General features: G+C 42.4%; 15 protein-coding genes and 2 tRNA genes. 8 read left to right on the forward strand and 9 right to left on the reverse strand.

The window, feature by feature from the left end; all coding sequences use genetic code 11:
* Position 1: 1 nt before the first annotated feature.
* Positions 2–77, reverse strand: a tRNA-Gln gene (locus tag ACS8FC_RS00005).
* A 166-nt stretch (positions 78–243) separates the two neighbouring features.
* Positions 244–319: transfer RNA gene (locus ACS8FC_RS00010), tRNA-Gln, on the reverse strand.
* A 265-nt stretch (positions 320–584) separates the two neighbouring features.
* Here ACS8FC_RS00010 and ACS8FC_RS00015 point away from each other — a divergent pair.
* Positions 585–986, forward strand: a complete 402-nt coding sequence (locus tag ACS8FC_RS00015; protein WP_439295477.1) for a SpoIIAA family protein — start codon at positions 585–587, stop codon at positions 984–986.
* Between the two features lie 195 nt (positions 987–1,181).
* Here the strand turns inward: ACS8FC_RS00015 and ACS8FC_RS00020 are convergent, their stop codons facing one another.
* The 4 genes from ACS8FC_RS00020 to ACS8FC_RS00035 form a co-directional block, all read right to left on the reverse strand.
* Positions 1,182–2,237 (reverse strand): S66 family peptidase, encoded by a 1,056-nt coding sequence (locus ACS8FC_RS00020; protein ID WP_439295478.1) that lies wholly within the window; start codon positions 2,235–2,237, stop codon positions 1,182–1,184.
* A gap of 64 nt (positions 2,238–2,301) precedes the next feature.
* Positions 2,302–3,255 carry a 4-(cytidine 5'-diphospho)-2-C-methyl-D-erythritol kinase gene (ispE, locus tag ACS8FC_RS00025; protein WP_439295479.1) on the reverse strand — a complete coding sequence of 318 codons (954 nt, stop codon included), beginning with the start codon at positions 3,253–3,255 and terminating at the stop codon, positions 2,302–2,304.
* A 12-nt stretch (positions 3,256–3,267) separates the two neighbouring features.
* The gene (gene lolB, locus ACS8FC_RS00030) at positions 3,268–3,903 is read right to left on the reverse strand and encodes a lipoprotein insertase outer membrane protein LolB (RefSeq protein ID WP_439295480.1); all 636 of its coding nucleotides are present in this window, start codon (positions 3,901–3,903) and stop codon (positions 3,268–3,270) included.
* Between the two features lie 155 nt (positions 3,904–4,058).
* A complete protein-coding gene (locus ACS8FC_RS00035; RefSeq protein ID WP_439295481.1) occupies positions 4,059–5,996 on the reverse strand; it encodes a tetratricopeptide repeat protein in 1,938 nt (645 codons plus the stop codon).
* A gap of 641 nt (positions 5,997–6,637) precedes the next feature.
* Between ACS8FC_RS00035 and hemA the strand changes: the two genes are divergently transcribed.
* The 5 genes from hemA (at position 6,638) to ACS8FC_RS00060 (ending at position 10,739) form a co-directional block, all read left to right on the forward strand.
* A complete protein-coding gene (gene hemA / locus ACS8FC_RS00040; RefSeq protein ID WP_439295482.1) occupies positions 6,638–7,996 on the forward strand; it encodes a glutamyl-tRNA reductase in 1,359 nt (452 codons plus the stop codon).
* 125 nt (positions 7,997–8,121) lie between these two features.
* On the forward strand, positions 8,122–8,253 hold the full coding sequence (locus ACS8FC_RS00045) for a hypothetical protein (protein WP_439262287.1): 132 nt from the start codon (positions 8,122–8,124) through the stop codon (positions 8,251–8,253).
* Positions 8,254–8,510: 257 nt separating this feature from the next.
* Entirely contained in the window at positions 8,511–9,647 is a 1,137-nt protein-coding gene (locus tag ACS8FC_RS00050) for an aminotransferase class V-fold PLP-dependent enzyme (protein ID WP_439295483.1), read from the forward strand.
* A gap of 157 nt (positions 9,648–9,804) precedes the next feature.
* Complete coding sequence (locus tag ACS8FC_RS00055; RefSeq protein WP_439295484.1) at positions 9,805–10,242, forward strand: YeeE/YedE family protein; 438 nt, start codon at positions 9,805–9,807, stop codon at positions 10,240–10,242.
* Positions 10,243–10,319: 77 nt separating this feature from the next.
* Positions 10,320–10,739, forward strand: a complete 420-nt coding sequence (locus ACS8FC_RS00060; RefSeq protein ID WP_439295485.1) for a DUF6691 family protein — start codon at positions 10,320–10,322, stop codon at positions 10,737–10,739.
* A 139-nt stretch (positions 10,740–10,878) separates the two neighbouring features.
* Here ACS8FC_RS00060 and ACS8FC_RS00065 read toward each other — a convergent pair whose 3' ends face one another.
* Positions 10,879–12,543: an AMP-binding protein gene (locus ACS8FC_RS00065; RefSeq protein ID WP_439295486.1), complete on the reverse strand. Its 1,665-nt coding sequence runs from the start codon at positions 12,541–12,543 to the stop codon at positions 10,879–10,881.
* A gap of 538 nt (positions 12,544–13,081) precedes the next feature.
* Between ACS8FC_RS00065 and ACS8FC_RS00070 the strand changes: the two genes are divergently transcribed.
* Positions 13,082–15,196, forward strand: a complete 2,115-nt coding sequence (locus tag ACS8FC_RS00070; RefSeq protein ID WP_439295653.1) for a 2,4-dienoyl-CoA reductase FMN-binding domain-containing protein — start codon at positions 13,082–13,084, stop codon at positions 15,194–15,196.
* A gap of 152 nt (positions 15,197–15,348) precedes the next feature.
* Positions 15,349–16,155 carry a DUF2971 domain-containing protein gene (locus tag ACS8FC_RS00075; protein ID WP_439295487.1) on the forward strand — a complete coding sequence of 269 codons (807 nt, stop codon included), beginning with the start codon at positions 15,349–15,351 and terminating at the stop codon, positions 16,153–16,155.
* 161 nt (positions 16,156–16,316) lie between these two features.
* Here ACS8FC_RS00075 and ACS8FC_RS00080 read toward each other — a convergent pair whose 3' ends face one another.
* Together ACS8FC_RS00080 and ACS8FC_RS00085 are read right to left on the reverse strand one after the other, a co-directional pair.
* Positions 16,317–16,481: a hypothetical protein gene (locus ACS8FC_RS00080; RefSeq protein ID WP_439295488.1), complete on the reverse strand. Its 165-nt coding sequence runs from the start codon at positions 16,479–16,481 to the stop codon at positions 16,317–16,319.
* Positions 16,472–16,765, reverse strand: a complete 294-nt coding sequence (locus ACS8FC_RS00085; RefSeq protein ID WP_439295489.1) for a hypothetical protein — start codon at positions 16,763–16,765, stop codon at positions 16,472–16,474. The genes ACS8FC_RS00080 and ACS8FC_RS00085 overlap by 10 nt, the downstream gene beginning before the upstream one ends.
* Positions 16,766–16,966 lie beyond the last annotated feature (201 nt).

A 16,966-nucleotide genomic window follows, 5' to 3' on the forward strand; every position in this document is an offset into this window, starting at 1 on the left:
ATGGCAGGGGTAGCTGGACTCGAACCAACGGATGTCAGGATCAAAACCTGATGCCTTACCAACTTGGCTATACCCCTGTAATGTCTAGGTAGTACGAAAGCTAAATATTGATAAAATACTAGACTGACGTCGTTACCTATTCAACCGTCTAAGACGGTGTTCCCGAGCGGTGTTCATTGCGAACTATACCGAAACTGGGAAGGTGTTGTCAATTGCTATAAATCAGCAATCCAAACTAAAAAATGGCAGGGGTAGCTGGACTCGAACCAACGGATGTCAGGATCAAAACCTGATGCCTTACCAACTTGGCTATACCCCTATTGTGGCGACCTATTATAAGTAAATTTTGAGATTTTGCAAGTCATTTATGTTCTTTTCTGCCTTTTATTCGTAAAAAGTAAACTCTAAGGTAGTTTTGGCAATTCAGTAATGAAAAGCAATCATAGTCGTTATTCATAGTTGTTCATAGTTGTTCATAGTTGTTTTAACGAAGCCGCATTCATACACATGTCTTACTCAATACCATAAAGAAAATAAGGTAATATAGATAGCACTACTAGCACGTACGAAATAAGGAAAGTGATATGACTTATCTTCTAACCAAGCACAGTAACAATCACATTGAATTAACCATTAATGGCAAAATACATAGTGATGATATGAATCGTCTACTTGATGAATGGGTGCAGGCAACGGTGTCTATGGTTCAGGCTGACCCAAATACTGAACTACAAAACGCCACTTTACTCTATCGCATTGATAGCTTTGCCATGCCATCTTTTTCAGCAGTAATGGATGAGATGAGACGTATGCCTGAGTTATGGGCAACCATGAAGTATTTTGGCAAGATGGCAGTTATCAGTGAGCAGCAATGGCTACAAAAGGTTGCTGAAATTGAAGGATGGATGATACCAAATCTGGACATCAAAGGCTTTAACCCTGACGAAGAGTCAGCTGCTAAGGTTTGGCTAGGACTGCAAGGTTAGCGTGTAGGTTGAGCTTGAATAAGTATGTCTTGCACACACCATTTTTAATGATCCGTATCTTTTCGGTGTGTAAGACGCATTCTATACAAGTTTGTGTAGGGTGCGCCCAGTACACTGATATTGAGTTAAGACAACTATAAATGGTACGCTAGGCCACACCATACAAGTCTTTGCTACTGCGCTTGATGACTCAATCTATTTACTAACGCCACTTTCTATAATAGAGAAAGTTTGATTGTCACAGTCAATCTGCGCTTTTACACCTAGGGGTAGGGTAAAAGTCGGGCTACTGTGTCCAAAATCCATCCCTGTTATGATTGGCAAATGACTCAGTCCAGCTTCATTGTAGATCACATCGAGTAACACTTCATCATACTCTCGCCAGAATTTGTTATCTTCAGGACGCCCAAGAATAATTCCTCTAATGCGTCCCATAATGCCGGATGCTACATAATTGCGTAACCAATATCTAAAAAAGGTAGGCGAAGGTTGATCTTCGGAGGTTTCAATAAATAAGATTTTGCCCTGCCAATCTGCAGGACTCACCCATAGAGCCGTATCTTTCATAAACTCTAGTACTTCTATACAACCACCAAGCAGCTCACCAGTTACTTTACCTACAGCTTTTCCTTGTTGTTTACTCTGACCATTTAACCAACGCCATCCTCGGCTTTGGGTCATCATGCGTTTTTTAGTCGCAAGTTCAGGGTTTTCCCATTCGAGCCACTCACTTGTCCAGGCGGTACTTGGCTGAATCTGTCCAATAGGTCTACTAGAAAATAGAGTGCGTTTAATATCTTCAATGACATAGTCATGCATACCGCCATTTTCAGCAAAACCAACCAATAGACTGGTGCCATAAAACGAGGTAACACCTGCTTTGTAAAACATAAAATGGGTTATGGTAGAGTCTGAGAAACCTAAAAATATTTTTGGGTTTTTCTGAATTAAGTCGAAGTCAATATAAGGTAATAGACGAATACTGTCTGATCCGCCAATATTAGAAATGATGGCTTTTACATTGGGATTAGTCAGCGCTTCATGTAGGTCATCTGCTCTCGCCTGTGGATTTTCTTGTAACCATTTAGCAGGCTTTAGGGTGTTGTGCATTCCAATGACATTCACGCCAAAGGTATCTTGAAATTGCTGTTTGCCAGCTTGATAACGATGCGGAAGCTCACTTGCTCCCCCCCAAGAGAGGGATACGGTAGCGACAGTATCTCCTTTATTTAATTTGGCTGGTTTTATCATCTAAAACTCTTATTTGATTAAGTATTTCAGGTAGGCTGTTCGCACCCTATTTTTTAAGTAATAGCTATAAACTTCTCACCACATACCCCATACAAGGCGCCTCTGCAATCCACTTTGCCAACAGCGCCTTATCACTGGCAATACCCGCATCCAATGGTAAAAACACTGCGCTACCAGAGCCAGTCATTCGTGCTGTGCCTGATGCCACTTTTTCTAAACTTTTCAAATAATCTAATGCTTCATCAACCGCGGGCGCAAGGCTGGTGACGACTGGAGTAAAAACATTGTGATAGGGTGCAGTTAAGTGTTGCAGATAATTGTCAAACTGATTTTCAATCGTTTGTATTGAGAGTGGTGTGATATCACGCTGTAATTTAGGATGCGCAAAGAGTGTTGCCGTATTGATGTGAGCATTTGGTGTTAGGATTAGATAGTGCTGATTCGGCAAATTAATGGCGGTCAATTCTTCGCCAATACCCATAGCGATAGCGTCTTGCCCAAAAATAAATATTGGCACATCTGCACCAATCGTCGCACCGATTTTTATCAGCTCATCTTGAGTGAAGTTAAATCGCCAAATCTCATTTAATGTTAATAAGGTAGTTGCGGCATTAGAAGAGCCGCCGCCTAAACCTGCGCCCATCGGCAAACGCTTGTCTAAACCAATATATACTTGCGGTAGCTGCTTGGGTAGTTTTTTTGACTCCAAAGCAGCAGTCAATAAAGCATGAGCGGCTTTAATAATTAAGTTATCTTCTATAACACTAGTAATAGTATCTGCACCAGACAAGGTCAACAGTTGACGACAGATATTACTTACATCTTGACCCTTAATCGTAACTACCGTGTCGGCAACTAAGAAATGCAAATAGTCGCCCCAATCAAGTAGGCGAAAAACCGTTTGCAAATTATGATAGTTATCTGCACGCTTACCTACGATATGCAAAAATAAATTTATCTTGGCAGGAGATAAGCGTGTTATGGACGCTTTTGAAGTCAAGGAATTATCGGTCGTCATTGGTTATATTTATCAGCTGTTTTGGTGATTAATGGTCATGATGACTTTGTGGCCTTTTGGCTGCACAGCGCTAATCTTAACAGGCAGTTTATCTGTACCTTTGTAAGTAAAGCTTGCCGTCCATTGACCATTAACTGAGCTTATGAGTCGACCTTGCGCATCAAGTTGTGGGGCGCTGTCTGAAGGTGCTGAGCGCCCTGATATCCAATACGGCATTTGTGAGATAGGCGCTTGCCAGCCAGTGGCTTTTTGTAGCAAAGTCTCAGGGTTGTCGGCGGTTAAGGTACCTGTTTTTTCACTGACTAAAGTTGCCGTTTGGCCATCATATTCGATATTGGTTTTGCCAATGCCCAACGCACCAATCAATTCAATGGCAAAGCGCTCGTTTTGCTGTCCCCAAGCGTAAAAAGCACTACCACCTTGCGCGCCTGTATTAGTCGCACTATTGGCAGGCATGGTCACACCAATCTTGCCTGTAATATTGAAATTATCAAGTTTTTGAGCTTGCACTATAGTTGAGGGGCCAGCATTAGTACTTGTACCTTGTAAAGACTGACAACCAGACGTTATTAATAATGCAGCGGTCATCGCGCTGAATGCGACTAATTTATTGGGTTTATGGCGTAGTGTTGTTGAGCGTGCAGACATGGTTATTCCTCAAAATTTACAAACTTAATATAGTTAATGCTAAAAATATTACGCTCAATTTGTTACTCAGTTATGCCCTGTTGTTAGAGACTTATTGGTTGCATGAGTAATGATTGTATATGATAAAAAATGACAATTATTCATTCAATTACCTTTTAATAAAGCTGTACGCGGTCATTGACGTTGTGTTGTCCAAACGAAAAACGCTGTTGCAAGTCCGCCAGTAGCGCGTTGACCTTTGCGCTTTCGCCCAGTCCTTGATAGGCGCGTAGCAACAGCACACCTGAACGCAGCGTTGGCAGCACATCATAAGGGGTTTTTAGGTACTCGATGACTTGTGCATAGTTTTCATTGGCCAAAGCGCTGCTAGCCAGTACGTTTAGTGCTTGCAAATGCAGCTCGTTATCGTAGCGAGGATCATCGAAACGAACCTGGCGTATGTTTTGGGCAAGCTCTAACCCTTGTTCAGAGTTTTGATCATTAGCCAAAAGTAATTGAGCATAACTTAGCTGGTAAGACAGATTGTTAGGATCTAGCGCTTGCAAGTGATTAAGCAAAGTACGTTTAATAATATAGTCACTACGATCATCGAGCAGTTGTACACGGGCGAACAGTATGGACTGATCGTTAGGGTACTTGCGGCTGACGCGAGTCAATAACTGTAGAGCTTCCTCAGCTTGGTCGTGCTGCCATAAGATATTGGCTTGTAAGACGTAAGTTTCGGGAGCAAAGACGGTAAACTGTTTACGCAGATTAACCAATGTGTCGATCGCAGCATCAATATTGTCATCTAGCAGTTCAAGATCGACCACTTTTTTGCGTGCTGCCAGTACCAAATCTTCTTGCATGACGCTCTTTAGATAAGATTTGGCTTGCTCAAAGCGCTGTTGTCGCTCTGCGCTAATACCTAAATAATAATATGCTTGATCTAGATAAGTAGGAGTCTTTGCCAGTACGTTTAAGAGGCGGTCAGCGCTACGGTATTCTTCATTATCCAAGCTGACTAAAGCGGCCAATAGAGTAATCTCTGCATCATTAAAGCGCTGATGCGCTTCAAGGAGTAACTCTAGGGCTTCTTGGCTCTGCTGTAGATCAAGCAAATAGCGGATTTCATATAAGTACAAGCTTTTGCTATCAGGATTACGCAGGCGTGATTGATTGATATAATTAAGCACCGTCTCTGCTGGTTCGGTTTTGCGTAAGATATCGGCTTTTAGGGTAATAAAAGGCACATAATCAGGCTGATGTAACAAAGCTCTATTGATATGAATAATGGCAATCTCAGGCTCATTAAATTGATACAGCAAGCCTGCTTTTAACACTGATAAAGAGGCGTTTTGCTCGCTATTAATAGGCTGTAAGGCTTCTAAGAGCTCACGCTGATCGCTGTCTGTCGTTGGGTAAATACCAATCAATATGTCGCTCAAATCAGTACGTGGATCATAGCGCAAAATACGGTCTAAGGACTGACCCGCTAGAGTATAGTCGTGAGCTTTAAGCGCTAAATGCGCCACATAAAACCAAGCGGGTACGTGATCAGGGTTTTGATCTTGCCACATTTTGGCAAACTGTAACGAGTCCCCGACATTGTCATGACGCAGCGACAAGCTCAGCGCACGCTCAAACACTGCTGTGGCATCTTCTTTAAAAGACTGCTGCTTATAAAGGGTTAGCGCCCGTTCAATATCACCGCGATCTGCCGCGAATTCTGCATTTAGTAAAGCATACAAACTGGGTTCTCTAAGCTCTGGCTGTAAGACAGTCGCTGAGGGCAGCTTTGTAGTATTGATTGTACTATCTATCGATTGGTTTCTGGATTGGTCCTTTAGTTGATTATGGTCATCAGTATCGACTAAGTGAGAGGTCAGTGGAAACACCATCAAATCAGTATCGTCTTTATGAAACGTCATATGTTGAGTACTATTTTTATCGATGACATGTCGAGCTGAGTCACTGACTACATCGACGACTGTTTTAGGTGTACATATCAGCGTTGGGGTATCGATGAAATTTGCATGAGCAGAAGTGTCAACACACAGCAAAGTGGCCAATAACAAAATTAGCTTACGACGCTTACGCAGACGATTCAGCATGTCATTTAATAAATATTGAAAATTAAATTGACAATCGTACACAGACGATAGCGCAAACTTTGACTGAAACAACCACCCAAAAAAGATCATAGAATAAGGGTATTCACTAATAAAAAAGACATTTCATTATAAAGGCCTATCTAGAGACTAAACAATAGTACTCGTGTTACCTAATAGACAAAGCAGAGATTAACAGAATACGATGAGAAATAACCACTACTATCGATGTGTTAAAGTGAGCAATATGCGCAAAAAGTAAAAAAACCAGATAAACGATTTTAATAATAACTGTGTCAATCATAGCATATTTGTTTTTAATTATAGTTTGACGATAGTGAAAGGTCATACTCTTCATATCTAGCAATAATATTTAGTAAAAGCATATATAGCGGTTGATTTGTTAGTCATGCGCCCAGATACAAGCGAATAGCTAGCGCAAATGAGCAGGTGTTAAATAAAATCGGTAACAATGATATAATAAGCGGTTTTATATTTATAGTATCTGCTATATAACCTATTCAAATCAATAACGTCACGTCTATGCACCAGCTAATCATTGACTGTAGTATGCTGCAACATACCTTGGGCACACTATAGTGATAGATTAGGTCGGTGAGCGTTATGTCTATGGTCTATCGATAATGAGATTAGTGGTCATTGGGGTCAATCATAAAACCGCACCAGTCGCTCTACGTGAGCGCTTGGCGTTCGTGGGTGATGATGTGACCATCGCCCTTGAGCAATTAGAGGTCTTTACTGATGGAAGTGTGATTGTCTCAACTTGTAACCGTACTGAAATCTATGCGCTAGTTCCTCAATTATCAGCCTCTCAAACTCCCAATAACAGTGCGCTTGGTAATGATTCTATTGCCAGCACCAACGCTTCTTCGTCATCTATTAACGCTCATATCCTGCAGATCAAAACATGGCTTGCTAACTTTAAGCAGGTGCCATTGAATGACATTGATGCTTATCTTTACGTACATCGCGATACGCATGCGCTTACTCATTGGCTGCGAGTGGCAGCGGGTCTTGACTCTATGATACTCGGTGAGCCGCAAATCTTAGGTCAAATCAAGCGAGCCGTGCATCTTGCGCAGGACGAAAAAGCACTCAGTAACCAGTTAGGCTGGATTGTCGATCAAGTTTTTGCAGCCGCCAAGCGTGTGCGTAATGAAACCCAAGTTGGCGCTCAGGCTGTCTCGCTCGGATTTGCAGCAGCCAAATTGGTCACCCAAATATTTGACGATTTACCTAGCCGTACTTTATTAGTGGTTGCAGCAGGTGAGATGAACCGCTTGGTCGCAACTCATATTGCAGGGCTTGGAGTAGGGCGAATTATCATCTGCAATCGCAATCCTGAGCGCGCAGAAGCGCTAGCGGCAGAGCTGCGTCATTCTAACCGCAGTGTGGAGGTTAGATCCTTACAAGATTTGCCACAAGTACTGGCAGAGGCCGATGTTGTAAGTAGCTGCAGCGGTAGCATGGATTTATTGATTGATAGACCGATGACCATGCAAGCGCTAAAACGTCGCCGCTATCGGCCCATACTAATGATTGACTTGGCCGTACCGCGTGATATCGACTCAACGATTAGTCGTATTGACGATGTTTATTTGTATTCTGTCGACGACTTGCAGCATGTAATCGCAGGCAATATCGAGCAGCGCAGGCAAGCCGCCGTCGATGCTGAGCTGCTAGTGAGTCAATTGGTCGTAGAAATGGAACGCAGCTTTCAAGTCAAGCAAGTAGGAAAAGATATTCAGCGCTATCGTATGTCGACGCATACCCAAGTCGACAAACTTCTGCATGAGTCTATTGCAAAACTTGAGCAAGGAGAAGCGAGCGCTGAAGATGTCATCACTGAGCTATCACGGCGTCTTACCCAAACGCTCACGCATGCACCATCAAAGCTTATGCGTAAAGCGGCTCGTGAAGGCGATAGTGAATTGCTTGAGTTTGTCGTATCGGGCCTGCACGACGCTTACCGTAAGCGTTAATAATTGTCTTTTGGTTGTTAATAAGTTATCGATTGTATAGGCGCTATTATGACGCCAACAAACCGTTGTCAACCGTCATTATCAGTGCTACTATCAAGCTGTCATATATGCACTAGGTGATAACAATGTGGCGATCATCGACAGTAGTATTACTGCGCTTCTTGCAATTTACTGCATGTTGCCATGCTAAATTGTCAGTGACCATTTTGACCCGCCTACCGCCGCGTAGCATCAACAATGGCGCAGATATCACCTAAGGGTTACAGAACCTAAGTTATAAAATCTAAGCTATAAAAAACATAACCAACAACGGCAATAGCGCTAGGATAAAGCGCTATATCGTCAATCCTATGTCATACCCTCTATTATTACTCGGTGTTCATTGTTTGGTACTGTTGCCTAGATAATCGTATCAGTACCCAAGTTTAGTAGCAAAAACTTGCTATAACCAAGCTTTTTTATAATCAAAAATTAATAACACCTACATAGTCTAACAACAAACAAGGAGTGTCCCATGACCGCATTACGTCAAGATATCGACCCAGAAGGTTTATTAGAGTATTCAGTGGTCTATACTGATCGCGCCCTCAATCATATGTCAAAAGTCTTTCAGCAAGTAATGAATGACCTATCTAGCGAGCTCAAATCAGTCTACAACGCTGATGCCGTCGCCATTGTTCCAGGATCTGGTACTTATGGCATGGAAGCAGTCGCCGTGCAGCTAGCAAAAGATCAAGACTGTCTAATCATCCGTAACGGTTGGTTTAGCTATCGCTGGACGCAAATTTTAGAAAAAGGCAATATTGCTAAGTCGTCTACGGTCTTAACCGCTGATCGCACCAAAGATACCGATGCCCCAAAACCGTTTGTACCCGTCGATATCGAAACTGCCGTTGCTAATATTAAAGAACAAAAACCAGCGATCGTTTTTGCTCCGCATGTCGAGACATCAGCCGGTATCATCTTGCCAGAAGACTATATCAAAGCACTAGCAGAGGCGACTCATAGCGTTGGCGGCTTACTAGTAATTGACTGTATCGCTTCAGGTTGTGTCTGGTTGGATATGAAAGACTTGGGTATTGATGTGCTTATCAGCGCACCGCAAAAAGGTTGGAGCAGCACCCCTTGTGCTGGACTGGTTATGTTAAGCGATGCTGCTGTCAAACAAGTAGATAACACCGAATCAAACAGCTTTAGCCTTGACTTAAAGCAGTGGTTAAATATCATGCGTGCTTATGAGAATGGCGGTCATGCGTATCATGCTACAATGCCAACAGATAGCTTGCGTCAGTTCCGCGATACGATTAACGAAGCGAAAGAGATTGGTTTTGATAAACTGTGTGATGCGCAGTGGGAATTAGGCAAACGCGTCCGTAAAGTACTAGAAGATAAAGGGATTGAGAGCGTCGCAGCCGATGGCTTTAAAGCCCCAGGTGTCGTCGTTTCTTATACTGAACGTGACGATATGCACAAAGGTAGCGCTTTTGTTGAAGCTGGCATGCAAATCGCCTCTGGCGTACCATTAAAAGTGGGTGAGCCTGATAGCTTTAAAACCTTCCGCTTAGGTTTATTCGGTTTAGATAAATTAACGGATATTGACGGTGCGGTACAACGTTTTGAGTCAGTACTTGATGAAGTATTAGCAAAATAATACCTGTATCTACTAAGCTACTTTTGGCTAAAAATACTGAGCTTATATAATATAGGTTCAGTATTTTTTTACCTTTTTATTATGTTTTATAATATAATGTATTTTTATAGAACGTGAAACAAGTAAATACTTAATAAAAACTGGTAGGTAATGCGTTATGAGTATACAAGTAGACTGGCAAGCATTTACTCCAATCTCCTTAGTGGGTGGTTTAATGCTAGGGGTAGCGACCGTCGTCCTGCTACTGGGTATTGGACGTATTGCAGGTATAAGTGGTATTTTTTCAAGCCTGCTCAAACCCAAGCACGTCGAGATATGGCAAGTATTATTCATACTTGGTCTCGTTGTCTCGCCATTACTATACAAGCTAGTAAGACCGCTCCCAAATATGGAAATTAGTACTTCTTTACCATTGTTAATCAGCGCAGGTTTGCTGGTCGGCTTTGGTACGCGTCTAGGCTCAGGTTGTACGAGCGGTCATGGTATTTGTGGCAATGCACGTATGTCACCACGCTCTATGGCAGCGACCGTGACCTTTATGTTCTTTGGTATCGTGACCGTCTATATCGGTCGACATGTACTAGGGCTGCTGTAAATGCTAAATGGCATAAGTAGCGTATTACACAGACGATGTTCGATACTATTAATAAAAGATGATAGTGAGATATAACAATGCTAAAAAACATAATTGGATTACTGGCTGGATTATTATTCGGGTTTGGGCTGCTGGTATCAGGTATGACCGATCCTGTTAAAGTACAAGGGTTTTTAGATGTCTTTGAGGCGTGGGATATTTCCTTAGCGCTAGTGATGGGTGGTGGCTTAGCGGTTGCTATTGTTGGCGTACAATTGGCCAAGCGTCAACAGATTAGCTGGATTGGCACCGTAATTGATATGCCCAGCAAAACGGTCATCACGAAAAAGTTGTTAATTGGTGCAATGCTATTCGGCATCGGCTGGGGATTGGTGGGTATTTGTCCAGGGCCAGGAATTGTGCTGCTTGGTACCGGACAGTGGCAGGCCTATGTATTTATTTCAGCGATGATAATAGGTATGCTGATTTATCAATGGCTTGAGCCTAGGCTTAATTAACATGGACTTGGTTGATGTAAAGATTGGTTAATAAAAAGGAAGCCTAAAATAAAAAAAGGCTCAGTCTAAGAAAATAGACTGAGCTTTCTTTTGTGTCTTAAGCTTACGCATGCAATAGCTTACAACTCAAGTTCAAGAGTTATTTTGCACTAGACGTTACTTTTGGCGTCTCATGTGCAAGTGAGACGGCCGCTTGACGCAGCTCAAATTTTTGTACTTTACCCGTACTGGTTTTTGGAATTTCTGCAAAGATAATATATTTAGGGACTTTAAAGCCTGCTAAATGCTGTTTGCAATGTTCCATAACAGTATCACGTTGTAAGGTGCTGCCTTCATGAATCTCGATAAATGCCACTGGCACTTCGCCCCATTTATCATGCGGGGCAGCGACTACTGCACAGCTTTGAATCGAAGGCAATTTATATAAAACGTTTTCGACTTCGATACTAGAGATATTCTCACCGCCTGAGATGATGATGTCTTTGAGTCTGTCCATAATTTTAATATAACCATCGGGGTATTTGACGCCCAAATCACCGGTACGGAACCAACCATCAGCGAAGGCTTCTTCGGTCGCTTTGCGGCTTTTGAGGTAGCCTTTCATCACCATATTACCGCGCAGTGCCAGCTCACCCATCTCTTTGCCATCAGCGGCAACCGGTTCGGTGGTGCCTTGTTTAAACAGCTCAAACCCAGTCATCAAATGTGAGGTCACACCTTGGCGCGACTTCTTTTGCGCGCGTGCTGCGACATCAAGATCATTCCATTCTGCTTGCTCGGCACAGACCGTCACTGGTCCATACACTTCTGTAAGGCCATATACATGCGAGATATGAAAGCCCATCGCCTCCATAGCCGCTAGCATGGTTTCAGACGGCGGCGCACCAGCGACCCAGCCCTTGACTTCATGATTAATCGCTTCTTTGTATTCAGGCTTACCGCCTGCAATCATGTTGTGTACGATAGGTGCTGAACAATAATGCGTCACTTTATGCTTAGCAATAAGCTGTAAGATTAAGTCGGCATCAATCTTACGTAAGCAGACGTTGACACCAGCACGCTCAGCGATGGTCCACGGAAAACACCAGCCGTTACAGTGAAACAGAGGCAACGTCCATAAGTACATGGGGTGTTTGGGCATATCCCAATCTAGAATATTGGAGACAGCATTGAGCGTGGCACCGCGATGATGATAGACCACGCCTTTAGGTTTGCCTGTGGTGCCAGACGTATAATTGAGCGCAATTGCTTCCCATTCATCAGCAGGCTTTTCCCAATTATCTAGACTGTCTGAGCTGGCAACCAATTCTTCATAGCTCATCTGTCCAAAACGCTCTACATCGACTGCAGCGTCTGTTGCATGAATGACAATCAAGTTTGGAAAAGTTTCATCGATAATCTCAGCATGTTCAGCAAACTCACTATCTAAAATTAATACTTTGGCTTCTGAATGCTGTAGACAAAAGGTCAAGGCATTGATATCGAGACGGGTATTTAACGTACATACTACGCCACCTGACATCGGTACACCAAACGCGCACTCGACCATCGCTGGGGTGTTCGGCATCATGACCGCGACCGTATCATTCTTATCAACGCCTAATTTGCGCAGGCCATCTGCTAGCTGACGGCAACGAGTGTAAGTTTGCTGCCACGTCTGGATGAGGTCATTGTGCTCTAGATCGTCATAAATAATGGCGGCCTTGTCAGGATAGACCTGCGCACTACGGATAATAAAGTCAATTGGAGTGAGCGGTTGATAGTTGGCTGCATTTTTGCTAAGACCCGTATGAAAGTCGGTCATGGAAATAGTCCTTTATCTTTATCGTATTATGAATTTGACGGTTTTTTATATTGGCTTTTACAGATTAAATTTTGCAGGTTAATAGCCATCTTGATTAACACGTGTTCTTTTTATTATAGACAACTGTACTTAGAAAGCGAGTTTGTTTTGTGGCCTTTACCTAACTATTTAATTAAAAAGACAGAGTAAATAATGTTATGAACACAGTGATGTAAACATATTGCTCACTCGTCAGTCGCTTGTCTGCGTAGCTGTGAATAATAGCGGTGTGTTACGATAGAATGAACACTGAATCATTAAATATGATCATTTTTAAACCCAATATACCCCATACTCAATGATATGAATATGAGCAAGTTAAAAGTAGGCTGAATCATCGTATGGAGAACTAGACTACCGATGACATCAGATTATTGTGAGCAAGTGATAAAAATATAACCCATTAATTCATAAGGACGATGATATGAGCGCCAGCCCTAATAGCGTAAGCCCAGCAGACTCAAATACTAAGACCTCTGATCGTATTGCGAGCACTGACATGGCGACGGATACCGCCAATGCATCTGAGCATTATCCGCACTTGTTTGAGCCGTTAGATTTGGGCTTTACTACCCTTAAAAACCGTGTGGTTATGGGCTCAATGCACACAGGACTTGAAGATCGCTTTTATAACTACGGTAAACTGGCGGCGTATTTTGCGGAGCGCGCAAAGGGCGGTGTGGCGATGATGATTACTGGTGGTATCTCGCCCAATCGTGAAGGGTGGTTGTTGCCTGCTGGCGGCACCATGAATACGAGAGCTGACGTTATTAATCATCAGCGGGTCACTCGCGCGGCGCATAAATATGACAGCAAAATTATCATGCAAATCCTGCACAGTGGTCGCTACGGTTATCATCCATTTATCGTGTCATCAAGTCCTATTAAGTCGCCAATCACTCCGTTTAAACCGCGTAAAATGAGCATTAAAAACATCGAGCAGACGGTGAAGGACTATGCACGCTGTGCAAAACTTGCCAAGCAAGCAGGCTATGATGGTGTCGAAATCATGGGCTCTGAAGGTTATTTGCTTAATCAGTTTTTATCGCGTCATGTGAATAAGCGTAAGGACGAATACGGCGGTGATATTCAGAATCGTATGAAGTTTGCAGTTGATGTGGTCAAAGCGGTGCGCGCGGCGGCTGGTGAAGATTTTGTTATTCTATTTCGTTTGTCAGTGATTGACTTAGTCAAAGACGGCAACGTCATGGATGAAGTCATCACTGTGGCTAAAGCGCTAGAAGAAGCGGGCGTGACGATCATGAATACCGGTATCGGCTGGCATGAAGCGCGTGTACCAACGATTGTAACGAGCGTACCGCGTGCTGCCTTTGTCGACTTTACCGCTGAAATTAAAAAGCACATCAGTATCCCTATGATGGCGGCCAACCGTATCAATATGCCAGACACCGCTGAGGAAATCGTCGCCAGTGGTCAAGCGGATATGATTCAGATGGCGCGTCCATTCTTAGCGGATCCAAGCTGGGTTAACAAAGCCAAAAACGGCGAAGCTGACCGCATTAATACTTGTATCGCGTGTAATCAAGCCTGCCTCGACCACACATTTGAGAATAAACGCTCAACTTGTCTGGTCAACCCACAAGCTTGTCATGAAACCGAACTGGTCTATAAGAAAACTAAAAAATCACAAAAAGTTGCCGTCATCGGTGGCGGTGTCGCTGGCATGTCAGCGGCGCATGTTGCCGCGCTACGTGGTCATGAAGTGACACTGTTTGAAGCAAAAGACATCTTAGGTGGCCAGTTTAACTATGCCAAAGTTATCCCAGGTAAAGAAGAGTTCTTTGAGACCATCCGCTACTATATCAATGAGCTTGAGCATTTAGGCGTTGAGATTAAACTCAATACCAAAGTTGATAAAGCCATGCTAGAGAAAGCCAAGTTCCATCATGTCATCGTTGCTACTGGTGTAGTACCAAGAAGCCTAGCAGGTAAGCTGGAAGGCGCTGATTTGCCACAAGTGATGAGCTATGCAGAATTGCTATCTGGTGAAAAATCAGTCGGTGATACGGTCGCTGTCATTGGCGCTGGTGGTATTGGCTACGACGTCAGCGAATATCTCACTGCACGTCATGGTCAGCCATTAGATGAGCTAGCTCCTGAAACGCTAAAAGATCCAAGCTATCGTCCAAAAGCGCAATCAGTTAGCGAATGGCGCGAAGAGTGGGGTGTCACTGCTAACCCTGACTATCAAACTGAGGGTGGCTTGATTAAGCCTGAAGGCATCACGCCTATTCGCCAAGTGTATCTCATGCAGCGGACTAAAGGACGCTTGGGTCGCGGCCTCAATAAAACTACAGGTTGGGTACACCGCGCTCATGTCAAATCGCATGGCGTTATCCAAGTATCAGGCGCACAGTACGAAAAAATCACTAACGAAGGTATTTGGATCACCAACAATCAAGGGCAAAGCCAGCTACTACGTGTCGATAGCGTGGTGGTCTGTGCTGGTCAAGAGTCCGTGGTAGAGTTGATGCCAAATGTCGGTGATGCGCCAGACGCGCAATACCATCTCATCGGTGGCGCTAAACTGGCGGCAGAGCTGGATGCCAAACGTGCAATTCGTGATGGGGCTGAGGTTGCGGTATTGATTTAGGGTTTAAGACTTTAGGTCAGATAAGAGGCGGCGAGATTGATTATCTTGCCGTTTTTTTTTTGGTTCTATCTAATCGATTTCGTCTATGCTATTTACTGTGGTAGCTATAGTTTAAGAAACCGACTACTATTGCTTAACTAGGAATGAACTCAATGATTTTATACAAATACATGTCATTATCAGGTGCAATAAAAGCTATTGAAACGTCTTCAATTGGTTTTACACGTTTAGATGATTTTAACGATCCTTTTGAATGTACCTCTTTTGGGTTTAAAGAAAGACTAGATTCAAAGATAAGCCCCCAAATTGCTCAAAATGCCTGTAGAAATAGATTCTCTCGAGGGTACGTTGTTTTGTCTTTGACTAGACAACCACTAAATTCATTAATGTGGTCTCATTATGGAGATTCGCATAAAGGTGTTGTTATTGGAATTGATGTTGATGAAGCTAACTTTCATTCACTTTCCGATAATTTCGTTCCATATCAGTTTGGTGAAATAATATATACAAAAACTAAACCACAGAATGATTTAGACATAATTACTGATGATGAATTAATGAGTATTGGCAAAAACGCTTCTTTTGAGAGTGATATATTTAATCTTGCTAAAAGAGCCTTCTTATATAAATCATTAGATTGGGCTTATGAAGAAGAAGTAAGAGTAGTCAAAGAAGTTAAAAGCCAGAAAGCTGACAATAACGCTAGTAAAGAAGTTTTTCAGGACTTTAAAAAAATTACTATAGGAGGTAGACCTTTATACTGTTTTTCTATTCCTAAAAGCTCAATAAAGGAGATATATTTAGGTGAAAATACTTATAAAAATGTATCAAAAACGGCAACAATCTCTCAAAATGATTACATATCGACGATACAGAACTGGGAAGATCAAGGTATTAAAATTTACTACTGTGAATGCGAACTGGATTCTTGGGATTTGAAAAAAAGAGTTAAAAGCTAGGGAAGCTTATCTAGATTTTAATGTGCAAACGTATGATTTTGACATCAAACAATGAATTAAGCTTTGTCTCCACTCCTAACAAAAGCACAAAAGCCACAACTGAATCTCAGTCGTGGATTTTATATGTAACATAGTTGTTTTCCACTAGCGATACGCTTTAATTAGCCACATCTTTTTTCATCTTTAAATCTATAATCTTTTTGTTTGAACTTACTACTATGATTAGCTGCTTTCTGCTTCGCTCTTAATGCGACTTGTTGTTTGGCTTTTTGCTTAGCTCGTATCTCTGCTTGATGCTTAGCCTTCTGTTTAGCTTTTAATGCCACTTGTTGTTTAGCTTTTGTTTGGCTTTTTGCTTAGCTTGTATCTCTGCTTGATACTTAGCCTTCTGTTTAGCCTTTAATGCGGCTTGTTGTTTCGCTTTCTGTTTAGCTTTTAATGCGGCTTGTTGTTTCGCTTTTTGCTTAGCAGCAATGGTATTTTTCTGTTTTTGTGTTAGATGCGTCGTGTCTGAGTGAGGAGCAGCATTTGCCTGACCGACCATAGCGAAGCAAGTAGACAAAGCTAGTAGCGAACTGATAGCGATATTTTTCATGTTGAAGTTTGACATAGTGAATTCCTTTTAGGCTCATTATCATAATAAGTATTTATTAAGTAGTTAAAGAGATTTGAGTAGAACTTTGCACTACCGAATAAGGAAATCATAATAGATTGTAGTGTTACATACCTTTATGAAAGCTAAAGAAAGGTAACGATTTTTGTTAGCAGCTCAACTATCGCAATTGATTTTGGATGGGTTGTCGATAGAGTA

The organism is Psychrobacter sp. 1Y4 (assembly GCF_051847555.1).